Origin of the sequence: Finegoldia magna, assembly GCF_002243175.1 — a bacterium.
Classification (GTDB): domain Bacteria; phylum Bacillota; class Clostridia; order Tissierellales; family Peptoniphilaceae; genus Finegoldia; species Finegoldia magna_J.
This window is the reverse complement of the sequence record NZ_NDYF01000013.1, coordinates 196,349-221,360: the sequence shown is the minus strand read 5'-3', so window position 1 is coordinate 221,360 and position 25,012 is coordinate 196,349. Positions and strand designations below refer to the sequence as shown.

Genomic DNA, 25,012 nt, shown 5'->3' with positions numbered 1-25,012 from the left:
TCAATAATATAAATTTTATAATTTTTTTAATTTAGAGGAGGGTGTATCAAAATTTAATCATTCTGACACACCCTCTTGTTTGCTATTAATCATCTGCAACTTCTGTGGCAGGATCTGAATTTGTTCCAAATCTTGTGATGATTGTTAGGATCATCATTGCCAATAATACGTATTGGTTAACTAGGAATGGAATGATATCTGTTGGTGCAACTTTTCCTGCAGTAAGTCCAGATGCTATTAAGATTTGGGCTCCGTAAGGGATAATTCCTTGGATAACGCAGCTTGTTGTATCCAAAAGTGATGCAACACGTGATGGTTTTACATCGTATTCTTTTGTAAGTTCAGATGCAACTTGTCCAGTAATCAAAATAGATACTGTGTTGTTTGCTACGGCTACGTTTGTAAGTCCAACTAATGCTGCGATTGCAGCTTCGGCACTTTTTGTACCTTTAACTTTGTTTTTAACTTTCATAATGATCCAATCAATACCGCCGTGTTTTCTAACCATGTAAGCAAGACCACCAGTGAACATTGATAGTAAGAAGATTTCTAATACTCCTGTGAATCCTTCGAAAATTGTTTTTGACAACATAATTGTGTCGAATTTTCCGTAAATCATTCCGATGATTCCGGCTAGTAATGTACCAGAGAATAATACCAATAATACGTTCATTCCCATTAATGCTGTTACGATTACTAATAGATAAGGAATTACATAAACTAAGTTGTAGCTTTCTTTAACCATTGTGATTGTTGTTTCTGGTCTTCCAATGATTGCGAAAATAATTGTAGAAATTATAATTGCTGGGAAGGCAAATTTTGAGTTCATTACGAATTTTTGTTTCATTCCTATATTTTGTGTTCTTGTAGCTGCGATTGTTGTATCTGAGATCAATGACAAGTTATCTCCTGCCATTGCTCCACAAATCAAAGCTGCAAGCATAAGTGCTGGGTTGATTCCTACTTTTTCTGCAACACCAAAAACGATAGGTCCCAATGCTACTACTGATCCTACTGATGAACCAGTTGCAATTGACAAGAATGTAGAAATCAAGAAAATTCCTGGTACCAAGAAGTTTACAGGAACGATTGATAAACTAAAGTTTACAACAGATTCTACTGCGCCACTTGCTTTAGTAACTTGAGCGAACGCTCCAGCTAATAAGTAAATAATACACATGATTATTATGTTTTCATCGCCGCAACCTTTTACGAAATCGTCGGCTTTTTCGTTGATAGTTCCTTCAAAAATAATGAATGCTACAACAACACCAATCATTATAGAAATAGGTGAAGGAATTTGATAGAATGGCATTTCTACTCCACGAAGTGATAGTACTACACCTGATAATACATAGAATAGCACGAACACTACAAGTGGAAGAAGTGCTTTTTTACTTGGTTTCATTTTTTAGCTCCTTTAATCTTTTATAATTTCCGAATTCACGTCCGTATTCCATGAACGCGTCGATATTTTCCATTTTTGTTCCTTTTGGAATTTGACAACCTGTTGACAAAACATATCCACATGGAGAATCGTAACCGATGTCGATACATTCTTTTACAGATTTTTTAACATCTTCAGTATTTCCTAAGTACATAACATCTACTGGAGGAACATTTCCTGTGATAACAATGTCGTTACCAAGAATTTCCTTAGCTTCCAATAAACTTTCGCAGTTGTCCAATGAGAAGTTACCAATTCCTGAATCTTTTAATAATGGCCACAAATCTTTTGAGTCACCACAAATATGCAAACCTGCAGAAGAACCGCAGTATTTTTTAACGTCTGCAATGTTTCTCTTTAAATATGGAAGTGAAAATTCTTCGAATTGTTTCTTACGAATCAAAGTAGTACTTGAAACTGGATCGGCAAAGCCCATTCCGAATCCTCTACTGCCAACTTCCTTAATATATTCTCCGTTGTTAATAGTAATGATGTCCATAATTTTATGAAGAGCATCCTTTTTCTTAACCATCCAACGAAGTAAAGTTTCAGTTCCCAAAACACTTGCCGCAACAGAAAATGGTCCAGTCATTGCAGCACCGATTGATGCAACATCACCGACTTGGTCTCTGATTTTTTCCAATGCTTCGATCAACACTGGTAGCTTTCCATCTTTTAATGGATTGATGATTTTTAATTTTTCGATATCTTCGACCTTTTTCACAACTGGTTCTTTTAATTGTGAAATACCATCTTCTGGATACCAAATTTCAGTTCCCATGGCTTCTGCCATTCCTCTTAAAGTAGTGGACACGCTGATAGAATCGTGGTAGAACCTTTTGAACAAAGCTACTTCCGTATCGGCGATTACATCAGAATTTGAATAATAATCCCAAGTCTTATATCCCAAATAGTCACTCATAGTAACGCCCATATCAGGAACAACTGGAATTCTGTCCATTTCTTCACCTTTTGAGAAGGCCTCCATTCTCTCCTTTGGAGTCATCTCATCTTTGAACATATAAATCCTCCTTTTTTGATTTTTTAAATAAATAAATTTATTGTTATAAATTGCATTATAATTTTATCATAGAAAAATTCAGTCATTTATTGAAATATTTTATAAGTAGTATTTTTTATTCATTTAAATTTAATAAAAATTTAAATAAATGAAAATGAAATTTCTTATTAATAAAATTGAAATGAAACTGAATCTATTTTTTTAATAATGATTTCCTATATGACAAATCAAATATTAAACTACATTTAATCATAAAAATTTATCTAGCAAAAGTATTTACTTTAGAAAAAACGAAAAATTGATTTATTTGATTATCCAATAAGTCATTATTATTTGGGCAATATTCAATATCAAATATGTTAAAATAAAAATGGGTGATAATATGAAAACAGTAATAGTGTCGGGCTTTTTAGGTTCAGGCAAGACAACTTTTATCAATCACATTTTGGGATTCAACAAAAATACTTTGGTATTGGAAAATGAATTTGGAGATGTGAGTATTGATTCAATGTTGATTAAAAACGACGATATAATTGAAATTAATTCGGGATGTATTTGCTGTGGATTGAAAAGCGATTTTAAGGAAATTATTCACAAAATCGACAAAGACCAATTTGAATACATCATAATTGAGCCTACAGGAGTTGCTAAATTAACGGATATATTGGAAGTTTTAAAAGACGAAGAGAATTTGCAAATCCAAAAATGCGTGACAATTGTTGATTGCGACAGTTACATTTGCTTTCACGATGATTTCGGAGAATTTTTCAATGATCAAATCAAAAATGCTGATATAATATACATAACGAACGTTGAAAATTTGGAAGAAGAAAAAATCGAAGAAGTGAAGAAGTCAATCGAACAATTTAACAAGAATGCAATTATTCATAAGGAAGACTTCAGAAAAATGAATCCAGAAGATATTGTGAGTGAATTTGCTGACAACAAGAAAGAAGACAAACACGAATGTTGTTGTCACGGTCACGGTCACAAATGCTGTGGCAAACATCATCATCACGAACACGGTGAACATTCTCACGAAGATTCCAAATTTAAGACCAATGTTCAAAAGAAATTGAAATTCAATTCAAAAGATGATTTGGAAAAGTTTTTGGATTCAAAAAGTATCGTGAGAGCCAAGGGAAATGTAGAGATTGCAGATAAGAAAGTTTTCGTTAGCAAAACTTTGAGTGGATTGGAAGTATCAGATTCAATATCTGATAGCGATGATTTTGTAATAATCGAGGTGAATAATGAGTAAAGTTGGAACTTATAATTGTATTATAATGGAAACGACGCCCATCACTGATCCGGGATTATTTGAAGATGCGGATTGTTTGGTAGAACATTTTAAGGACAAGGATTATGCAAGTATTCCTATGTCTTCGACACTAGAATCAGAAGCCATGGGTGCTGTCGCTGAACTTGGTAAAGTCAGCAAGTACAAATACGATAATGTGGATGATATTGTGATTGATTTTGATTACAATCAAAAACATGTGAAAGCTTTGTTTGAAGCGATCGATAAAATGAAGGACGAAAAGAGAGTTATCGTGGAGGTTGCCGGTCCATTGGTTATATTGGATAACTTGGCAAGCTCTGAGGTTGTTTTTAGATCTTTCAGAAAAAAACACGACAAAATCGTCGAGCTTTACGATGAAATCAGAAAAGCTTTGGTTGAATACATCGAAAAATTAGTCGACAGTGGTATTAGATTGATTAGTTTTTCCGACAGTTTGGCGGGTGCTGATATTATTGGTCCGAAACAAATGCAATTGTATGTGGATGAGTTTTTGATGAAGTTTTTGAAAGATATCGAAAACATCGACAAACCATTCAAATTTCACTTATGTCCAAAATCCACGATGGCTTTGATTAGTTTGGACAAGGCAGAGTTCAGACCAATTGAAAAAGACGAAGAACAAAGATATGTTGATTTCTTATTTGAAGGAGAACATAAGATTTTCGGCGATAGATGTATGAATTTGTCAGATAAGAAATTTAAGAAAATAAATGAGATAATAATTAGGAGGTAGTATGAATACACAACAAGAATATTTGGATAAAATGGCAGAAATGGTAGTAGAAATGGAAGACGAAGACATCGCTGAGGTGTGTCAAGAATATATCGACAAGGGATTCGATGCTAAGCAAGGTATCTTCGACGGACTTATCAAAGGTATGCAACAAGCAAGTAAGCTTTTTGATGAAGAAGAATATTTCATCACAGATATTTTGCTTTGCAGTGATGCCATGTATGCTGGTTTGGACGTTTTACAAAAATACGTAGAAATGAACGACGACGATATTCTTGGAGTTGGAGTAATCGGAGTTGTTGAAGGGGATACTCACGATATCGGCAAAAACTTGGTTAAATTGATGATGCAAACTGCAGGATTTAAGATGATCGATTTGGGTCGTGATGTTAAATTGCAAAACTTCATCGATGCAGCAGTTGAAAACGACGCTGATTTGATTTGTATGTCAACTTTGATGACAACTACTATGGACAACATGGGTAAAGTTATCGAAATGTTAAAAGAACAAGGACTTAGAGATAGATTCAAAGTTATGATTGGTGGAGGTCCTATTTCTCAAACATTCGCAGATAAGATTGGCGCAGATTCTTACACTGAAAATGCTGTAGAAGCTGTGGAAGCTGCTAAGAAATTAGTTGGTAAAGATAAGTAGGATAGAGATGATTAACGAAAAAGATAGATTAAAAAATGCGTTAAATCATATTTTCATCGATAGAATTCCTGTGATTTGTCCGGGTGGAATGATGAATATGATATCCAAGGAGCTAATGGAATTGAAAGATATTTACCTTCCGGAAGCTCACTTGGATTCTAGGAAAATGGCTGATTTGGCGAAAGCTATCTACGACGAAAAAATTTTCGAAAATATTGGAGTTCCATTCTGCATGACGATTGAAGCTGAAGATATGGGTTCAGTTGTCGATTTTGGAAATGAAATTTACGAACCACATGTTATCGAATACGCATTCGATAATATCAAAGATTGGGAAAAAATCAAAGATTTCAAGAAAGAAGATTCCCGAAGCGATATCGTGATTGAGGCTATTAAAATCTTGAAGGACGAAGAAAAAAACGCCCCAATTATTGGGAATATCACAGGCCCTGTTAGCACTGCGTCATCAATAATGGATTCTGTAAAATACTACAAGGCTCTTAGAAAAGACCCACAAAGAGTTCACGAATTTATGGATTACGTTACAGATCATTTAATAGAATTTGCCAATAGACAAATAGACGCAGGAGCAGATGTGATCGCAGTTTCAGATCCTTCTGGTACTGGTGAAATTATGGGACCAAAATTTTTCAAAGAATTCACTGTACAATATTTGAATAAGTTTTTGGATGGAATCAAAGACGTTCCAAAAATTGTCCACATATGTGGAAGAATGACTCCTGTACTTGATTTGTGCAATGACATTCACTCTGATTGCTTGAGCTTCGATTCAATCGTTTCATTGAAAGATGCAAAGAAAGTTTTGAAGCATCACGTGTTGATGGGCAATGTGTCGACTTATGCGCTTGAATATTCAGACAGCGAAAAAATCGAAAAATTGGCAAAAATATCAGTAAACAACGGATCAAATATTCTATCTCCAGCTTGTGGAATAGGTATGAGATCGCCACTTGAAAATTTGAAATCAATAATAACAGCATCTAAGAATTACGATTATGAAGATAAGAATAAATAATTTAAACAGAACAATTGAATTAGAAGACGACAAAAGCTACAATTTGATGAATGCTTTGCTTGAACATGACGTCTACATCGACAACTCATGCAATGGTAAGCTAACTTGTGGTAAGTGCAAGATTAAAATCATAGAAGGAAATGTCAACGAAATCACTGATACCGAAAAAAGACTTCTTAAAAAAGAAGAAATCGAAAATGGTATTAGGCTTTCTTGTGCAGTTACAATGAGTGGCGATGTCATAGTGGAAACTTTGAGCGAAAACAGCTCCATAGATGTGCTTGACTCAGGAGATATGCCAGAGTTTGAAAAACAATACAGGGACGGCTACGGAATTTGTGTGGACATCGGTACTACAACTGTGTGCATGAACTTAGTAGATTTGAAAACTGGAGATATCATTGCGAAAAACTCTGCACTTAATGCGCAAACAAAGTACGGCCTGGATGTGCTTACGAGAATTACGTTTGAGTTTGAAAATGAAAATGCAGCGAAAATTCTTCAACACAGCATTGTAAGTTCTATGAATAAATTGATAGACAAGATGATTGTCGAATCAAAAATCGACAGAAAAGATATCAAAGAAGTGGACATTGCGGCTAACACTACAATGGTTCACATGCTTTTGGGAGTGGATGCAAGAAGCTTGGGGAAATTCCCTTACAAACCAGTTTTCACTGAAGCAAAGAGTGTGATGTGCGAAGATATTGGACTGAATTTGGACGCAAAGTTGTACACTTTGCCAAATGTTTCAGCGTATATCGGAGCAGACATAGTTGCTGGTGCTTATGTTACAGATATGAGAAACAGGGAAAACACACTGTTTATTGATATCGGTACAAACGGCGAAATAGTTTTGAAGACTAATGACAAATTGTATTGTTGTTCTTGTGCAGCTGGTCCTGCACTTGAAGGTATGAATATAAAATGTGGAATGAGAGCAGAACAAGGAGCTATTGAAGATGTTGTAATCGACGGGTCAGATGTCAAATTACAAACAATCGGCGACAAACCTCCAAAAGGAATTTGTGGTAGTGGTATTCTTTCTGTAATCAGCGAAATTGTTAGAAATAAAATCGTCAACAAAAGAGGAAGAATAATCGATCCAAACTCTGTCGATGATTTTAGAAAAGATTTGGTAAGAATTGTAGATGATAAAAGAGAGTTCATGATGACTGATGAACTTGTTATCACGCAATCTGACATCAGACAAGTACAACTTGCAAAAGGAGCGATACTTTCTGGTTTTATAAAACTTTTGGATGAAGAGGGATTGGATATTTCTGATTTGAACGAATGTATTGTCGCAGGTCAATTCGGAAGTCATTTGAAACCATCATCAATCGTAGGTGTGGGAATTCTGCCTTACGAAATTGAATCCAAAATAAGTTATGTAGGTAATTCATCTTTAATAGGAGCGTACATGTGTTTAATGAATGATAAAATAAAAGAAGAAATGTCCACTCTTGCTGAAGATATGAATTATATAGAATTATCAATGACAAAGGACTATGAAAAAATATTCGCTAAGGCGATGGAATTTCCAAAGGAGAGATGATTATGAAGAAAAAATTATTGGTATTGATGATGCTTGTGTTCTCATTGACAGCTTGTAACGCTGACAAAGATAAGGCCCAAGAACCACAAAAAACAGAACAAACACAAGAACAAGCAAAAACAGACGAAAACAAAACAGAAGAAAAAGCATCTGAGAGTGAAGCTACTAAGGTTTCAATCGTTGTAATGGATGAAGTTAACAACAAAGAAATCTTAAAAGAAGATGCAGAAATCAAAAAAGATGAAAACTTGCAATCTTACCTTGAAAAAAATCACAAAGCAGTTTTTGAAAAAGGTATGATGACTGAATTGGAAGGCGTAAAACAAGATCCAGCTAAGAAACAATACTGGATGTACTATGTTAACGACAAGATGGCAGAAGTAGGAATCGGCGATTACAAAGTTAACGAAAACGACAAGATAGAATTCAAATTTCAAGAAATGAAATAATGAAGACTAGTGATTTGACTAGAATTGCAATATTATCAGCAGTATGCATCCTGACAAGAATATATTTGAATATAATTCCGAATGTAAAAATCTTGTCGGATGTCATACTGATACTTGCAATTGAAAAAAACCTAAAAGAGTCACTATTTGTAAATGCAGTCACGATGGTAGTCACAAGTTTTGTGCTTGGGTTTGGAATATGGGTTTTGTTCCAAGTGGTAGACTTTTTCATCTTGGCTGTATTTAACTATGCAATTTTTAATGTTTTTAAATTGAAAAAAACATTGGTAACGAAAACTATCGCATTATCTGTGTCGGGATTTTTGTATGGACTTATAATCACGTTGATGGAATGCATGACTGTCATGGGAATGAATGTATTCATTGCAAGATACATGACATCAATTCCTTTCGACATTAACCACATGATTGGAAATGCGGTTATATACATTTTTCTGATATACAAGTTGGAAGATTATATTACCGGCAAGAAAAAAATTATGAACTAAAAATGCGATAAAAATTTATTAAATTTAAAATTATATACAAGATTAAATCTATATGATATAATTAAATCACTTTAATAATGGAGGGATGAATTATGAATTTAAGAAAAAAATTAGTAGCTGGATTTTTATGTCTAGCAATAGTAGGATTAGCTGGCTGTTCACAAAAAGCAGACGATAAAAAAGAAGAAACAAAAAATACTCAAACAACTGAACAAGCTAAAGATGATTCTAAGAAGGAAGAAAACAAAGAAGAAAAGAAAGCAGATGACGAAGTAAACGGCGTTTCTTTGAAAAACCCAATCAAAGTTGACAAAGAAGCTAAGAAAATTACAGTTTTATCTTCTGTAAATGGTAAATATTTTACAGAAGCAACAAGACACGCATCTGTAAACACTGACGGAAGTAACGGAGCAAAATCAGTTCTTACTGCTTATGCTACTCCAGAAGAATTCTACAATGCATTAATCGAAATCGGTGCAAAACCTGGTGAAAATATGAACCCAGACAACGCTACAACAACTCACGTTGAAGGATCAAAAATTGGCGCTACTGTAACTTGGGAAGGCGCTGGAAAAGATTATGATATCAACGAAGTAATCAAAGATAGCAATGGAAAGAAAATTGATTTTAGATTTGGTGGCAACTTAGAAAGAGCAAAAACTAAGAAAACAGGTTGCTTAACTTGCTTGGATTCTTGTCCAGTAGGAATTATTTCTAACACAACATACACTTATGGTGCTGTAGAAAAGAGAAACGAAGTTAAATTTACTGGTAATCCAGACGTTCTTCCAGAAGATGGAACTTATGTAGCAGTAACTTACACTCTTGAAGATTAATAGAGGTATCAAGTGAAAAAGTTAAGGGCGATATTTTATTATTTAACTACGGGCGTAGCCATCGGGGTTTTATGTTGTCTACTATTATTATTCAACGTAAACTACGAAATGATGGTTAGTCAGCAGCTAGTAATGTTTATCTTTACGGCTTTTGGACTGATACTAGGAATTGCTTATACAAATATCAACAGATATGTATTCTTCGCTTTGGAAGCAGCGATATTCTTAATTGCACTTATAGGTGGGAAAACTCAAAGTCTTATCTACATTGTAAAAGAATTTGTGATGTATCATGGACCGGTTAAGAATATTTTTATTCCTACAATTATAGTTGTCGTTGTGATTAACTTAATCAACCTTTATATAGTTCTTACTCAAAAGAAATACCAAAAATTCTACACTAGAGAAGAACGTAAAGCAATGAAGGAAGAAGAAGTTAAACTTAGCGATTTAAGAGAAGAAAAAACACCAGAAGAAATAGCAGAACTTAAACACAAGAGAAAAATCCAAAGAATTATCGCTTTAATTATTCTTGGAGTGTTGTTGGGATTATATTTCTTCGTACCATCAATCAAAGCAAAAACTAATGAGGCTTTCTCTACGATTTCAAAATTAGACACTGATGTAGTAGTAGCATATTTGAGATCTTACGGAAAACAAGCAGCAGTCGTATCATTTGTTTTAATGATATTACAATCAATCGCGGCCCCTATCCCAGCATTCTTGATTACTTTATCAAATGCTGCAATATTTGGATGGGTTAAGGGAGCTATGCTTTCTTGGTCATCAGCGATGGCAGGAGCTGCACTTTGCTTCTTCTTAGCCAGAGCTTTGGGAAGAGATGCTGTTGAAAGACTTACAAGCAAAGGTGCGATGGAAAGTGTTGACGTATTCTTCGAAAGATATGGAAAATATGCAATTTTAATTTGTAGACTTTTACCATTCGTTTCATTCGACTTTGTAAGTTATGGAGCAGGTCTTACTAACATGGGATTCTGGCCATTCTTCATCGCGACTGGAATTGGTCAATTACCGGCAACAATTGTTTATTCATATGTTGGAGGAACATTGACTGGTGGAGCGCAAAAACTTTTCTTGGGACTTTTGACATTGTTCGCATTATCAATCATGATTGGTATAGCTAAGAAAGTTTACAACGATAAACAAAAGAAAAAAGGCGGAAAAGTAGTAGAATAAAATTACAATCATAGGTCATTGATTTGGCCTATGATTTTTTTTTGCGAAATTTTATTCTGATAATAAAAATTCTACACTTTATTTTGATAATGGAATAAATAAATTTGACAATAAAACTTTTTAGAATTAAAATTTAATTATGAAATCATTTTCTATAACGATATAGAAATACATAGGAGGATATTTTGAATAAGAAATTTAAGGACGTCATTATCGTAGGATTTGCATTGTTTGCAATATTCTTTGGCGCAGGAAATCTGATTTTTCCACCTTATTTGGGTGTGCTTTCGGGAACTGAGTACAAAAAGGCAATGCTGGGATTTTTATTGACAGACCCTGTACTACCGATACTTGGGGTAATTATCACAGCTAAACTTGGTGGAGGAGCAGAAGATCTCGGAAAAAGAGTTGGGAACAAATTTGCTAAGATTATTGGAACCGTTACCATATTGACCATTGGACCGCTTTTTGCAATTCCTAGAACTGCAGCGACAACTCACGAAGTTTTTGTTTCGAAAGTTTTTCCAGGAACTCCAGAATGGGTAACTGCGTTAATATTTTTCGCATTGACTGCGATTTTTGTGTTTAATGAAACGGGAGTTATCGACAAAATCGGTAAATATTTGACGCCGGGATTGGTAATTATTTTATTAGTTATTATCGGAAAATGCATAGTAGATCCTATTGGTGTTATGAATATCGCTACAGAAAATCAAATATTCTTGAAGGGATTTGCTGAAGGATATCAAACTATGGATGCTCTTGGAGCAGCACTTATGACGGGGATAGTCGTTTCGGATTTAAAGAGAAAAGGATATGTCAACGACGAAGAAAGACTAAAGCTTGTCAAATGGGTTGGACTTGTGGCATTTGTTTTATTGGCGATAATTTACGGTGGATTGATATATGTTGGAGCGACTGCATCCAAGATTTACACTGTTCAAAACACAAGAGTGGACATACTACTTGGAACTGTGCAAAATATTTTAGGTTCGGCCGGTAAAATTGCGATAGGAATTGCAGTGTCATTGGCATGTTTGACTACATCGGTTGGGCTAAGTGCGATTGCTGGAGATTTCTTCTCAAATATCACTAAAGACAAATTGGGTTACAAGCCAATTGTTTTGGCAACAGTTGTGATTTCTGGTGTGCTTTCACTTGTTGGAGTTGAAGCGCTTATTAAAGCAGCAGTTCCAATTCTATCGACAGTTTATCCTATAATTATGGTACTTATATTTTTGGGAATTTTTGAAAAACATATAAAATACGATTTGATATACACAGGGGCAGTACTTGCGACATTTGTAGTGAGTTTCGTGGAAGTTTTAAATCAAAATTTCAAAATTTTACAAGGTTTTACAGATGTAATCAAAACTCTTCCTCTAAGTTCTGTTGGATTTGAATGGTTGCTACCGGCTATCGTTACAGGAGCAGTGTTCGGAATGATTGCGTATATCCAAGATAAAAAGAAATTAGCATAGACTATAAAAAATCGGCATAAAGTTGTTCTTTGTGCTGATTTTTTTGGACAAATTTGCAGAATTTAGAGATTTTATAATTAATTTTGCGATTTGTTTACAAACTTTTTACACATTAATGATATACTATAGATAGAAATAAAATTTATGGAGGATCTTATGGGAAACCTTATAGAGGTCAGAGGTCTTGTGAAAAAATACAAGGAACTCACTGCGGTCGATAATTTGGATTTGGACGTGAAAAAAGGAGAAATTCTAGGACTGCTTGGTCCAAACGGTAGTGGTAAATCCACGACTATCAATTGCATATTGTCGCTTTTAAAAAAAGATTCTGGAAGTGTGAAAATTTTCGGAAAAGAAATGTCTGCTGATGCTTATGATATCAAAAAAAGAATCGGCGTGGTGTTTCAAGATGTGGCAGTGTATGATGAGTTGACTGTTTACGAAAACATCGACTATTTCTGCGGATTATACATACAAGACAAATCTGAGAGAAGTAAGCTTGTGAAAAGAGCGTTGGATTTGGTGAGCCTGAATGATTTTGTAAAGTTTAAGCCGAAAAAATTATCGGGAGGTTTACTAAGAAGACTGAACATAGCATGTGGAATTGCACATAAACCAGAGATAATTATCCTAGATGAGCCGACTGTTGCTGTCGATCCACAATCTAGAAATAGCATTTTGGAAGGAATAAAAAAATTAAATGAAGATGGTTCGACGATAATTTACACATCACATTATATGGACGAAGTGGATTTCTTATGTGACGACATCGTGATTATTGACAAGGGCAAAGTCATCGCAAAAGGTTCATCGGAACAACTCAAGAACATGATAGAAATGAATGAGAAGATAAGCTTCACAGCGAAAGAATTAAACGAAGATGTCATAACTCAAATCAAATCTCTTCCACATTTGATGAGTTTTGAAAACAAGGACGAAAATGTTAAGCTGAATTTTTCACATGGAGATGGATATTTGATGAAACTAATCAAACTTTTGGACGAAAAAAACATTCAGTACAGTTCTTTGAATGTCGAAAAGCCAAGTCTTAACGATGTTTTCTTGGAATTGACGGGCAAAGATTTGAGGGATTGATATGTTTCTACATTCATTTAAAAATACTTTTAAGCTACTTTTGAGACAAAAAGCGATGCTTTTTTGGGCGTTGTTGTTTCCGATTGTTCTGGGAATTTTCTTCAAACTCGCATTTGGAAATATCAATGAAAACAGCAAATTCAAAACCATTGATGTAGCTGTTAATGAAACTCTTATGCAAGATGACAATTTCAAAAACTTCATGAATGAGATGGAGGATGAGAAATATTTCAAGGTTGTGGAATCAAAAAACGAAGATATATTGAATACTAACGAAGATGTAAAAGCTTACATTGATTCATTAGACAAAATCTACACGAAAAAATCTGGGATTTCTGAGACAATCGTCGAAACTATCATGAATTCATATTCTCAAAAAGTATCCATGATAACTAAGATTATGCAGAAAAACCCTACGGCTGATATCGGAAAAATCTTAAATGTAGACGATCACATCAAAGACATTTCAAGAAAAAACATGGATCCTGTGAATGTGTTTTTCTATACGCTTTTGGGGATGACGACGATTTACGGATATATGTGGGGGCTTTTCGTTAGCTTCCAATACGAAGCGAACTTGTCTACAAATGCGAAGCGTAACGCAGTTTCTCCAACCAAAAAAAGCGTCATGCTTTCTGCATCAGTGCTAGTAAGCTGGATAATCAATTTTGCAATCACAGTTTTATTTATTGCGTATTTAAAATACGCACTTGGAGTTGGATTTGGAGATAGGATAGGTGCGCTGATTGGACTTGCAAGTATTTCATCTCTTTGTGGAGTTGCGTTTGGAATATTAATTGGAGTGTCCAACAAAGCAAGTCTTGATACAAAAATCGGAATGGGAATTGCAATAACTATGTTGATGTCTTTCTTGGCGGGAATGATGGTTCCAGAAATAAAAGTAATCATCGCCGAAAAGCTTCCAGTTATCAATAAAATAAATCCTGTTGCAGTAGTTACAGATGCGATGTATTCGTTGTATTATTACGATTCAATGACACGATTTAACAAAGACGTTATTAATCTTTTGATAATTACGGTTGTATTTGTTGTAGCGTCACTATTTTTCATGAGAGGTAAAGAGTATGAGAGTCTTTAAAAATTATTTTAAAATCGCATGGGCACACAAAACTCCTATACTTTTGTACACGATAATTTTCTTCGTGTTGATGAGCTTTGCTACGAAGAACACTACTCAAACTTCTTACAAACCAGTTGATGTAAATATTTATGTGCAAGATAAAGCAAACACAAAACTGTCCAAATCTCTGTACGATTATTTGGACAAGAACGCCAAGATAAAAACAATGGATGAAAAAATCGTAGATGACAAACTTTTCTACGATATTATCAACGCGGCTGTAATTATCCCGGAAGATTTCGATAAAACAAGGGAAGTTTTGTACAAAGTCGCTCCGAATAATGCTTATGCGATGGATATCAAAGAAAAGATCAATATTTATCTAAGCCAAGTTAGTTCCTATGAAAAAAGTGGATTTACTGAAAATGAGGCTATAAAAAACGCAAATGATGATTTGGATAAAAAAATTGATGTTAGCATTAAAGAGGGAAGTGTAAATTCCAAAAAAGATAAATCCAAATTCTACTTTAACTTTTTAAACTACCTGCTACTTGCACAAGTGATATTAGTCGTTTCGAACATCGCTTTGGTTTACAAAAAACAACCAATTCTTATGAGAAACAACGTGTCACCATGTCCAAGAACTAGGATTAATATGGAGTTGATGCTTGGTCACATCGTCACAGGACTTGTGTTTTGGTTAATATACATGATACTATTCTGCGTTTTGTACAAATACGATTTTACGAAGACTCACATCAATCTTATGATGCTTAATTCGTTTGTATTTACGATATCTGTGGTGTCGATGGCAGTGATGATATCAAGTGTAATCAAAAATTCTAACACAGTTCAAGGAGTAATGAACATCGTCTCACTCGGATCGTCGTTTTTGTGTGGAGCATTTGTTCCGCAAGAATTACTAGGGAAAACCGCTTTGACTATAGGTAGAATTTTCCCAGGATTTTACTACATTAGTAACAACGAAATTTTAGAAGAATTTCCAGAAATCTCGAAAATTCTTCCTAATCTTTTGATAATATTGGGATTTAGCGTGGTGTTTATCGTGATTTCTGTTTTGGCAAAGCCAAAGGGCAATGATAATATCAACAAATAAAAATAAGGCTATGAGTTGTGTGCTCATAGCCTTTACTTTTGAGAAAAATTATTTTGTAATTAAATATACTAGTACTGATGCGATTGTAGTTGTCAAACCTACGGCTGCTTCGTAAGGAATGATTTTTAATCTGTCAGCGATAGACATTTTGACAGATCCACCAGTTGCGTGGAAGAATGATCCGTGAGGAAGTGAGTCGATAACTGTAGCACCTGCATGAACCATAGCACCAGCATTTAGTGCAGTTACATTTGCATCGATCAATGATTTGGCGAATGTTTGTGAAGCTATTGTACTTCCTGCAGTTGTACTTGCTGTTGCACCACCCATTAAAATACCTGCTACTGGAGCAAGAATGAATGCTGGTAAATTAAATGCAGTAATCAAATTAATCATATCTGTTTGTAGTGTTGAATTTTTGATGATTCCTGCGATTGTTCCCGTACCGATTAAAAGCGCACAAACTCCGATTATTTTTGAGAAACCGTAGTTGACATATTCTTTGGTATTCTTAGTTTCTTTTGTAGCCAATAAGCACACGAATCCTCCCAATGGAAGTGCAATCAACGGGTCGATTGTGATTTTCGCGATTGGTCTAAGTGCCAATAAAACAATTACAGTAACAGGCCCTATAATTGATGCGAAGAAACTTGGCAAGTTTGTTCTTTCAGAAGCTTCCAAATCACTTGAATCTATTACATCAGTTTTCTTTTTTGCTAATGCCATTGCGATAATAATCGTAACGATTAATGCACAAATTGCTGGAATTATGTTCACATACATCAATGATGTAAGATTTAGTTTGAAGCCTTCAGCAGTTGCAATAGTGTTTGGGTTAGGGCTGATTACGTTACCCGCTTTTCCTCCACCAATCATAGCCAATAAAATGCTTGATTTGGAAAGATTTGTTTTCTTACCAACAGCAAGTGCGATTGGCGCACAAGTGATAACTGAAATGTCGATGAAAACTCCGACAGCACAGATAATCATCGTAGAAATCGCGATAGCAATCAAAGCTTTTTGTTCGCCTAATTTTTTGATAATCGTGTCGGCGATTTTTTCTGCGGCGCCCGTTTTAACCAAACAGCCTGCCAAAATACCACTTGTCATAATTCTTAGAACTGAACTCATCATTGATTCAGAACCTTTTACCATAGCAGACACTGTTCCCACAAGTCCGCCTCCACCGATAAGTCCACCAACCAAAGCCCCTATGATAAGTGCGTAAGTTGCGTGGAAGTTTTTGATGATTAGAAAAATTGATAACGCTAAGCCGATCAATGCTCCAATCGTTGAAAATGTTACGTTGTCCATACTACCTCCATAAATTTATTAATTTCATTACTTGGTCAACACTTCTGTACAAGTTTTCTTCTGAAACTTTTTTGTCCATAGCTTCGTTTGTGCTCATACATTTATTTAAAATAGGGAAGAATGCATCGATTCCTCTATCGTTAACAGAGACTGCATCGTTATCGCAAACGCCACAAAAAGCGATGACTTTTTTATTGTATTTTTTCGCTGCATTTGCAATTCCTACTGGAGTTTTTCCCATAGATGTTTGGAAATCCATCTTGCCTTCACCGGTGATAATCAAATCGGAATTTTTGATTAATTCATCTGCGCCAAGCATTTCTAGAATTATTTCAATTCCTGGTTTCAATTCTGCATTCAAATAATTTTTAAAAGCGTAACCCAAACCACCAGCAGCACCAGCTCCTTCAATCGTATCATTTGCATCTGGAATAACTTTTTTTGTAACTTCGTGATATTTGCCCAAAAGTTTATCCAATTCTTCAACTTGTTTTGGAGTTGCACCTTTTTGTGGGGAAAATACTCTTGCCGAACCGCGTTCTCCACACAATGGATTGTCCACATCACAAGCTATTTGGAATGTACATTCTTTAAGCCTTACATCGAAATTATCCAAATCAATTGTTTCCAAATCTATAATTCCTATTGGACCGTTTGAGATTTCGATTCCGTCTTCGTCAAAAAATCGTGCTCCCAAACTTCGAAGCATTCCCATGCCACCATCTGTAGTTGCAGAACCGCCGATTCCAATGATAAATTCTCGGATATTTTTATCCAAAGCGTCCTTTATCATATCTCCAACTCCAAATGTCGTAGCATTCATCGGATCCAAATTGTCTTTTATAAGCGTAAGTCCGCTGGATTCACTCATTTCCATAATCGCAAGTTTATCATCTACGATTAAATATCTAGCTATGTGATGTTCCATCAAAGGATTATGTACATCGACCTCAACTATTCTAGCGTTTTTAATATCCTTTAATGAATCAATAGTTCCTTCTCCACCATCAGCAACAGGTTTTACTATTACCTTGTTTGAAGGATCTTGTTCACAAGCTTTTTTGATGATTTCTCCTGCCTCCAAAGAACTCAAACTTCCTTTAAAAGAGTCTATCAATACTAATATATTCATAACAACCTCCTACCTCAATTTTATAACAAACGATTGCACAAATGTATGTTTTATGTAATAATAATGTTAAATGAACAAATAAATTTATTATTATGGAGAACAAATGAGAATTTCTGATCACACTGCAAAAATGATTGTCGAAAAATTAAAAGATGTAATTGATTACGATTTGAACTTTTTCGACCAAGAAGGATATATTATTTATTCTACAAATTCAAATAGAATTGGCACTTATCACGAAGCTGCGAAGGAATGCGTAAAGCAAAACAAAACGATTTTTGTTGATAATGAGAAAGAATACGTCGGAGCAAAGAAGGGAATCAACATTCCCGTTACAATCGACGGAGAAATCATCGCCGTTATCGGAATCACTGGAAACAAAGACGAAGTTATGAAATACGGTAACATCATCAAAAAAATGACCGAAATACTAGTCAAAGAACAACTCGTTGAGAAGAACAAACTAAAGAAAAAGGACATGAACAAGTATTTGTTTGAAAGTTTGATAAATGAGTTGGACGATTACGGATTGTACAGATATTTGGAAAGTGAAGACGAAAAATACGTTATCGTTGGAAAAAATTCCGAAAGCAGATTTTTGTTGAAAGATTCCGATCAAATTTATAAAATATTGGAGAACAATCTGTCTAATAATTTCGTATACAGCGTTTTTTACGGAGAAATTGTAATTCTTGCCAACAATGTAGACAAGATTATCATCAAGAAAAAGCTGGATAAAATTAGAAACCAAATTCACGATGCTATCGATAGTAGGGTGTATTTTGGTATTAGCGGTTCATTCAAAATGATTAACCAATTTAAGAAAAATTACGACAATTGCATGGTTGCATTGGATTGGTTAGATAATTTGCAAAGAAAAGACTGCGTTGTTGATTATTCCACGTTGGATTTGGGAATTTTGCTTGGAAGTATCAAAAAAGATAGAATCAAAAAGTTCAAAGAAGTCGTATTGAAAGATATTTCCGACGAAGATTACAATATTTACAAAGATTTGATAAAAATTTATGCGACAAATAATCAAAGCATAACAAAATGTGCGGAGGATTTGTTCGTACACAAAAACACCGTTCAGTACAGACTGAATAAACTCAGGGATATTACAGGACTTGACCCTAGAAATGTAGAAGATTTTATCAGGTTGTATTTGGCTTTTATATTGAATTAGAAAATGTAGTAAAAAGTATAAAACAGTAGAAAACTCTCATGTTTAGAACATCATACGGAAAAAATTGATATAATTTCAAATCGAAAAAATCCGTCAAAAATCGCACCGCGTAAGCGTTAGCGTGCTTGCGATTTTAGGATTTTGAGATTTAGAAATTAACAATTTTTGTAGTCTAGATGTTCGTGCATGAGAGTTTTGCTGCTTGTTTTTCCATTTTAGCCTGATGGGTTCCTACTCTACGAATAATTTTCCAACAACTAAGTTGAATATATAACTCCTCTTTTAACTTGGTCGTAGTTGGCTGTGATTTCTGCTGAAATCAAAATTATTTGCGAGGATAAATTAATCCACACAAAAAGTGCGAATACGCCGACCAATGGACCGTATGTCAATGACATATTCGAAATGTTGGAAACGTAGAACGAATACAACACTGTAATCAAAAGCCATCCGATAGTTGCGATTGTTCCTCCTAGCATTGCCGATTTCCATTTGATGCTTCTTGTAGAATCAAAATCAGGTGCGAATTTGTATAGCAATGTGAACCCAAAAATCATGGACACGATAGGAATTAAATATCTGAAAAATTGTGCGAAGTATGGTATTCGTATTTTCATATATTGCTCAATTAGATTTAAAATCAATCCACCAAATGCGATGAACACTAATGTCACAATCAACAATAAAAGCAACACCACTGTGAAGAGAATGCTTTTGAGTTGGGTTTTCAAAAATCCGTTTTCACTTCTCACATCAAATGCTTTGTTCATAGCTTTGATTAAAGATTTCAAAGCTTTGGAACTTGACCACAATGCCACCAACAACGAGATGGAAAGTACAGATGAAGATCTATTACTTATAATCGTGTTGATTAATGTCATTAGTATATTTCTCGTTTCAGAGGGAATTACTTCCATCCATTTGAAAATCAAGTCAATTTTACTTGCAGCAACCATCAACACAATATTTAATAAAACTATTAGAAATGGCACCAAGCTCATTATAAAATGATAAGTAGTCTGTGCACTCAATAATGGGATTTGGTCTTCTTTTATTGATTGTAATAATTTTTTGAAGAACAAATTCTTTTTTTCTTTTTTCTGTTTTTTCATCGTTTACCTCAAATATTCATCAAACCAATCGCATATTTCTTTTAATCTTCGGATTCTGTTTTTAGGTTTTCCAGAACGTGAAAGCTCATGGTTTTCTCCATAAAACATCACAAATCGACTTTGCGTGTTGTTAAGTTTTAAAGCTTGGAACATTTGCATTCCTTCAGACACTGGACATCTATAATCTTTTGTAGAATGGATAAAAAGTGTCGGAGTATGGGCATTTTTTGCGTATTTTAGTGGAGATTTGTCCCACAATTTATCATAATCATTTAGCACTGTTTCAGTGTGGTTTTGATCTGTCCCAAAATAATAGCCAATATCTGAGATCAAACTGAAAGAAATCCAATTTGAAATCGAACGTTGACTTACAAAACAATCAAACCTGTCAGTGTGAGTCATCATCCAATTTGCCATGAATCCTCCGTAAGATCCACCAGTGTAGCCCAATTTGTCGATAGGGTATTTGTCCATAACGATGTCTGTGAACTTCATCAAATCAGAATAATCCACATCGCCGTATTTTCCTCTTATATCCATGAATTCATTTCCATATCCGTCACTTCCGCGTGGATTTGTGTAGAAGACAAAATATCCTTTTGCAGACAATAATTCCATTTCGTGAAACAAAACTTCGCCGAAAACAGTTTTCGGACCGCCGTGTACGGACAAAACGCCCGGATATTTTTTGTTTTCGTCGTAATCTTTTGGATAAATCACCCAGCCTGTGAATGAATTTCCTTCATTTTCGAATGTAAACTTGTCTTTTTTGCTTATGTGATATTCGTCATTGTTCAAATGAGTTAGTTGTTCTCCGTTTAATTTGTAGACTTCTTGTCCGTGATTTTCAGTTATCAAAACGTAATACACATCATCATCGTTTTTCGCAGAAATCATATTGATAGAATTATTTGTGGATAAAATCTTATCGAATTTGTAATTCTTATCCATCCTCAAAATTGCGCTTCCATATCCTTCCAAAATCACAAAATACATGTAGTCGTCAGTTTTTTCGATTTGACTTCCGGAAGAATACTTCAAATCACAACCTATGGAATTGTAAAAGCAGTAGTGATCTTCGTTTAGTTTAATCGCTTTGTAGTCTACAACTTTGTATATTTCACAGTCTTGGTTCAGTCCATGTTCTTTTCCATCTGTAGCGAGAATTACGATATCGTCGTTGAAATATTTCGCAGACATTATCATAAAACCTTGTAAAATCACAGACTCTTTTCCAGATTTCAAATCGTATTCAACTAATTCATCTTCGATTTTCATAACATTTTCGTAAGAATTTCTCACGAAAACAAGTTTTGATTTGTCATCATTGATGTCGACAGATGAAATATTCGAAAATTCGTCTGTTAGAATATCCATTTTGTCGATGCTTGGGAAATACCTTGCAAGTCTCGTTCTTTTTTTGTCGGTAAATCCAACTGCATTTTCAAAATAGGGAAGTTCTGTCAAAACTTCGATATCTTCGTTTTTTCTTCTTCTGTGATTTTATTCATTTCGTTGTGTCTGTCGAATTCGTATTTTACGATGAAAGAATCTTCCAATTCGAAAAGAATTTCAGCGTTTTTTAAATCGATGTCGAATTCATTTACAGCTTCTCCACCATTAGTAGGAAGTCTGTAAAAAGATGATGTGTCAGAATCTTCTTCTTTTTCAGAATTTCTAACAATCAATAAATCTCCATCACTCAATTCAAAAAATGAAGAGTCCTTGTTGGAACTTGTGAAGTTTTTATTGTCTCCGATTTTGTGAATATTTGAATCGTATTTGTTCTCTTTTATATTAGCTGTGGTAGTAACACAGAAAATATCGTCTGAATTTTTTAAAGCTTTTAACTTTGAAATAAATGTAAAGTCTTTAAATGAATCGTAATCGAAATATTTCATATAATTCTCCTTCATTTATATATTAAGATAATTATAACATAATCGACTGCTACGATATACTTTAGGAAAAGTAATACATTGAAAATTAATTGAATTTTAATGTAAGTATTTTGAAAGTTCGATTATATTTATTAACTGAGTGTTAAATAAATTTAGTGAAAATACATTTCAAATAGGTTATACAAATCTTTTCCACATAAATTGATGATAATTTGTGCAAAAAATTTGGCTTATTTTGAGATATCCACAAAGTTATCCACATTATCCACATTTATCCACAAAAACTTACCAACAATTTGGGACAAATTATTGTGAATAATTTTTGAATATCATTTGAATAATTTATAGTTTTTTTATGGTATTATATATGAGAGGTGAAAACGGATGAAATTGGATGAAGATTTTTCAGATATAAAACAAAGAATTTTGATAAATTTAAAGACGAGAAACCTGTATTTTAAGACGTTTAGTGAGTGCGAAAAACTTTTAGATATTGATTTGATGCAGTTGCAAAAAAATAACGCGATTCCTACAGAAGACTTGTACAAATCAGAACTTCGAAAGGTCAACAACTACATCGAGGATTTTTCAAATGTAAACATAGTGAATAAATTAATGGAGCTTGTGTATTACTTTTTGTTGATAACTTCGGTGGGACTTGTTACCAATCTAATTAGAAATTTCTTGGGATTGGAATTTAAACAAATTTCAGTATCAGCAGTTATACTTTATTTGACGATGTTTGCTGCTGTAATTGCAACTCCGATTATAATTTCCAGAAAAGAAAAGAGATTTCACGACAATAAATTCAGATACATTTTGATTGCAATATCCGCGATTGGAATTGTTTTGTTTTCATATTTTTCGATTTTTTCGGGGCCAGTGAAGCAAAATTTGTTCACTCTCAATATTTTTATTTACATTTTAATATTAGTAGGATTTTTCGCAATTACAATATTAATGAAGAAATTATCCGCAAAATAAATTGACCGCCATTTTGAAATCAAATTTCATCGTGGCGGTTTGTTTTTAAAAAAAATAATGTGCTATAATTGTTGTATTGATTAATTTTAAAGAAAGGAAAGAAGCATGAAAAGAAATCTTAATCTGATAAAAAGGGTTATGCCTTATTTTAAAAAGTACAAATTCATTTTGATGTTTGATTTGTTCTGCGCGGCGCTTACGACACTTACAGATATGGTGTTGCCGATGATTTTGAGAAGACTGACAAATGCAGGGCTTGGAACATATACTTTGACACGAGAAATGATTTTCAGAATGGCAGGTCTTCTTTTGGTTATGAAGATAATTGATTTGTTGGCGGGATTCTACATGACAAAAACAGGTCACATAATGGGAGCGAAGATTGAAACAGACATGAGATACGATGTCTTCCAACATTTGCAAAAACTTTCCGATTCGTATTTTAATGAAACAAAAGTCGGACAAATTATGGCAAGAATCACATCGGATTTGTTCGATATTACAGAGTTTTCACATCACTGCCCAGAAGAATATTTCATTGGACTTATCAAGATAATAGTTTCATTTGCAATTTTAGTTAGATTGAACACATTGTTGACAGTGATTTTATTCTTATCAATTCCACTTATGATTGTGTTTGCATCCAAATACAACAGAAGAATGAGAAAAGGGTTCAAAGAACAAAAACGTCATATCGGAGTGTTGAATGCAGACATCGAGGACAGCTTGCTTGGAGTTAAAGTTGTAAAATCATTCGCAAATGAAGATGTAGAAATCGAAAAATTCCAAAAAGGAAATAAAAAATTCTTGGATATAAAATCAGAAACTTACGCATCAATGGCTGGATTTAACACGATCACAAAAGCTTTTGATGGAATAATGTATATTATCGTGGTTTTATTCGGAGGACTTTTCCTAGTCGAAGGAAAGATGAGTAGCGGGGACATCGTGGCGTTTATCCTATACGTTCAAACGCTACTTACAACAGTCAGAAGAATCGTAGAATTTACGGAACAATTCCAACGTGGAATGACTGGTATCGAAAGATTTACAGAAATCATGGATCAAGATATCGAAATTTTCGACGACGAAGACGCTGTGGATTTGGAAAATGTCAAAGGCAAGATCGAAATCAAAGATGTAAGCTTCAAATACAATAATAACAGCGAAAATGTGTTGAACAATATTTCATTTACGATAAATCCTGGACAAAAAGTTGCATTGGTTGGACCTTCTGGTGGAGGAAAAACGACGTTGTGCAATTTGATTCCAAGGTTTTACGATGTAGAAGACGGAGAAATTTTAGTGGAAGGAATTGACGTTCGCAAAATCAAACTTCAATCACTTCGTTCAAACATCGGAATGGTGCAACAAGATGTGTATTTGTTCAGTGGAACTGTCAGAGAAAATATTTTGTACGGAAAACCAGATGCGACAGAACAAGAAGTAATAGATGCAGCAAAAGCAGCGGGAGCGTACGATTTTATAATGAACTTGGAAAACGGATTTGACACTTATGTTGGAGAACGTGGAGTAATGTTATCAGGCGGTCAAAAACAAAGAATTTCAATCGCGAGAGTTTTCTTGAAAAATCCACCGATTTTGATATTAGACGAAGCGACATCAGCACTTGATAATAAGAGCGAATTTATCGTGCAAGAATCGTTGGAAAACTTGGCAAAAGGAAGAAGTTCACTTACAATTGCCCACAGACTTACAACAGTTCAAAACGCAGATTTGATTTTGGTGTTGACTGAAGACGGAATAATCGAACGAGGAACGCACCAAGAATTGATGGAACAAAAAGGATATTATTATAATTTGTACACACAAGGTGGCAGATTATTGGTGTAAATAGGGAAGAT

Annotated in this window: 23 protein-coding genes; 16 read left to right on the top strand and 7 right to left on the bottom strand. The window is 34.3% G+C overall.

All coding sequences use genetic code 11. The annotated features are described in order from the left end of the window. Positions 1–85: 85 nt before the first annotated feature. Both B9N53_RS06200 and B9N53_RS06195 read right to left on the bottom strand, forming a co-directional pair. Complete coding sequence (locus B9N53_RS06200) at positions 86–1,408, bottom strand: Na+/H+ antiporter NhaC family protein (RefSeq protein WP_094204163.1); 1,323 nt, start codon at positions 1,406–1,408, stop codon at positions 86–88. Then, positions 1,395–2,468 (bottom strand): uroporphyrinogen decarboxylase family protein, encoded by a 1,074-nt coding sequence (locus B9N53_RS06195; RefSeq protein ID WP_094204162.1) that lies wholly within the window; start codon positions 2,466–2,468, stop codon positions 1,395–1,397. The genes B9N53_RS06200 and B9N53_RS06195 overlap by 14 nt, the downstream gene beginning before the upstream one ends. A 382-nt stretch (positions 2,469–2,850) precedes the next feature. Between B9N53_RS06195 and B9N53_RS06190 the strand changes: the two genes are divergently transcribed. The 13 genes from B9N53_RS06190 to B9N53_RS06130 all read left to right on the top strand — a co-directional run bounded on the left by B9N53_RS06190 (position 2,851) and on the right by B9N53_RS06130 (position 15,518). Next, positions 2,851–3,729, top strand: coding sequence for a GTP-binding protein (locus B9N53_RS06190; RefSeq protein ID WP_242432428.1), 879 nt, complete (start codon positions 2,851–2,853; stop codon positions 3,727–3,729). Next, positions 3,722–4,504 carry a uroporphyrinogen decarboxylase family protein gene (locus B9N53_RS06185; RefSeq protein ID WP_094204160.1) on the top strand — a complete coding sequence of 261 codons (783 nt, stop codon included), beginning with the start codon at positions 3,722–3,724 and terminating at the stop codon, positions 4,502–4,504. Before B9N53_RS06190 ends, B9N53_RS06185 begins: the two co-directional genes overlap by 8 nt. 1 nt (position 4,505) lies before the next feature. Next, positions 4,506–5,159: a corrinoid protein gene (locus B9N53_RS06180; protein ID WP_094204159.1), complete on the top strand. Its 654-nt coding sequence runs from the start codon at positions 4,506–4,508 to the stop codon at positions 5,157–5,159. Between the two features lie 7 nt (positions 5,160–5,166). Beyond that, positions 5,167–6,195 carry an MtaA/CmuA family methyltransferase gene (locus tag B9N53_RS06175; RefSeq protein WP_094204158.1) on the top strand — a complete coding sequence of 343 codons (1,029 nt, stop codon included), beginning with the start codon at positions 5,167–5,169 and terminating at the stop codon, positions 6,193–6,195. Further along, a complete protein-coding gene (locus tag B9N53_RS06170; protein ID WP_094204157.1) occupies positions 6,176–7,753 on the top strand; it encodes an ASKHA domain-containing protein in 1,578 nt (525 codons plus the stop codon). The genes B9N53_RS06175 and B9N53_RS06170 overlap by 20 nt, the downstream gene beginning before the upstream one ends. A gap of 2 nt (positions 7,754–7,755) precedes the next feature. Beyond that, positions 7,756–8,202, top strand: a complete 447-nt coding sequence (locus B9N53_RS06165; RefSeq protein ID WP_225559912.1) for a DUF4430 domain-containing protein — start codon at positions 7,756–7,758, stop codon at positions 8,200–8,202. Continuing rightward, positions 8,202–8,711 carry a hypothetical protein gene (locus tag B9N53_RS06160; RefSeq protein WP_002835680.1) on the top strand — a complete coding sequence of 170 codons (510 nt, stop codon included), beginning with the start codon at positions 8,202–8,204 and terminating at the stop codon, positions 8,709–8,711. The genes B9N53_RS06165 and B9N53_RS06160 overlap by 1 nt, the downstream gene beginning before the upstream one ends. Positions 8,712–8,803: 92 nt before the next feature. Continuing rightward, complete coding sequence (locus B9N53_RS06155; RefSeq protein WP_094204156.1) at positions 8,804–9,547, top strand: YdjY domain-containing protein; 744 nt, start codon at positions 8,804–8,806, stop codon at positions 9,545–9,547. A 12-nt stretch (positions 9,548–9,559) separates the two neighbouring features. Beyond that, positions 9,560–10,744, top strand: a complete 1,185-nt coding sequence (locus B9N53_RS09580) for a TVP38/TMEM64 family protein (RefSeq protein ID WP_242432427.1) — start codon at positions 9,560–9,562, stop codon at positions 10,742–10,744. A 185-nt stretch (positions 10,745–10,929) separates the two neighbouring features. Further along, a complete protein-coding gene (brnQ, locus tag B9N53_RS06145) occupies positions 10,930–12,225 on the top strand; it encodes a branched-chain amino acid transport system II carrier protein (protein WP_094204154.1) in 1,296 nt (431 codons plus the stop codon). Positions 12,226–12,381: 156 nt separating this feature from the next. Next, positions 12,382–13,320: an ABC transporter ATP-binding protein gene (locus B9N53_RS06140; protein WP_094204153.1), complete on the top strand. Its 939-nt coding sequence runs from the start codon at positions 12,382–12,384 to the stop codon at positions 13,318–13,320. Between the two features lies 1 nt (position 13,321). After that, positions 13,322–14,419: an ABC transporter permease gene (locus B9N53_RS06135; RefSeq protein ID WP_094204152.1), complete on the top strand. Its 1,098-nt coding sequence runs from the start codon at positions 13,322–13,324 to the stop codon at positions 14,417–14,419. After that, positions 14,406–15,518 carry an ABC transporter permease gene (locus B9N53_RS06130; RefSeq protein ID WP_094204151.1) on the top strand — a complete coding sequence of 371 codons (1,113 nt, stop codon included), beginning with the start codon at positions 14,406–14,408 and terminating at the stop codon, positions 15,516–15,518. The genes B9N53_RS06135 and B9N53_RS06130 overlap by 14 nt, the downstream gene beginning before the upstream one ends. Positions 15,519–15,566: 48 nt before the next feature. On the opposite strand, the gene B9N53_RS06125 is transcribed toward B9N53_RS06130, so the two are convergent. Further along, entirely contained in the window at positions 15,567–16,832 is a 1,266-nt protein-coding gene (locus B9N53_RS06125) for a GntP family permease (protein ID WP_094204150.1), read from the bottom strand. Position 16,833: 1 nt separating this feature from the next. After that, a complete protein-coding gene (locus B9N53_RS06120; protein ID WP_094204149.1) occupies positions 16,834–17,964 on the bottom strand; it encodes a glycerate kinase in 1,131 nt (376 codons plus the stop codon). Positions 17,965–18,067: 103 nt separating this feature from the next. Here B9N53_RS06120 and B9N53_RS06115 point away from each other — a divergent pair, with 103 nt between their 5' ends. Beyond that, the gene (locus B9N53_RS06115) at positions 18,068–19,150 is read left to right on the top strand and encodes a CdaR family transcriptional regulator (RefSeq protein ID WP_002835670.1); all 1,083 of its coding nucleotides are present in this window, start codon (positions 18,068–18,070) and stop codon (positions 19,148–19,150) included. 257 nt (positions 19,151–19,407) lie between these two features. On the opposite strand, the gene B9N53_RS06110 is transcribed toward B9N53_RS06115, so the two are convergent. Genes B9N53_RS06110 through B9N53_RS09360 form a run of 3 tightly spaced genes read right to left on the bottom strand, consistent with a single transcriptional unit; the run spans position 19,408 to position 22,163 of the window. Next, complete coding sequence (locus B9N53_RS06110; protein WP_094204148.1) at positions 19,408–20,262, bottom strand: YihY/virulence factor BrkB family protein; 855 nt, start codon at positions 20,260–20,262, stop codon at positions 19,408–19,410. A 3-nt stretch (positions 20,263–20,265) separates the two neighbouring features. Beyond that, on the bottom strand, positions 20,266–21,729 hold the full coding sequence (locus tag B9N53_RS06105) for an alpha/beta hydrolase family protein (protein ID WP_242432426.1): 1,464 nt from the start codon (positions 21,727–21,729) through the stop codon (positions 20,266–20,268). Continuing rightward, the gene (locus B9N53_RS09360) at positions 21,726–22,163 is read right to left on the bottom strand and encodes a hypothetical protein (RefSeq protein WP_242432425.1); all 438 of its coding nucleotides are present in this window, start codon (positions 22,161–22,163) and stop codon (positions 21,726–21,728) included. Before B9N53_RS09360 ends, B9N53_RS06105 begins: the two co-directional genes overlap by 4 nt. Positions 22,164–22,547: 384 nt before the next feature. On the opposite strand from B9N53_RS09360, the gene B9N53_RS06100 reads away from it, so the two are divergent. Both B9N53_RS06100 and B9N53_RS06095 read left to right on the top strand, forming a co-directional pair. Further along, positions 22,548–23,147, top strand: coding sequence for a hypothetical protein (locus B9N53_RS06100; protein ID WP_094204147.1), 600 nt, complete (start codon positions 22,548–22,550; stop codon positions 23,145–23,147). 105 nt (positions 23,148–23,252) lie between these two features. Continuing rightward, entirely contained in the window at positions 23,253–25,001 is a 1,749-nt protein-coding gene (locus B9N53_RS06095) for an ABC transporter ATP-binding protein (RefSeq protein ID WP_094204146.1), read from the top strand. The last annotated feature ends 11 nt before the right edge of the window (positions 25,002–25,012 follow it).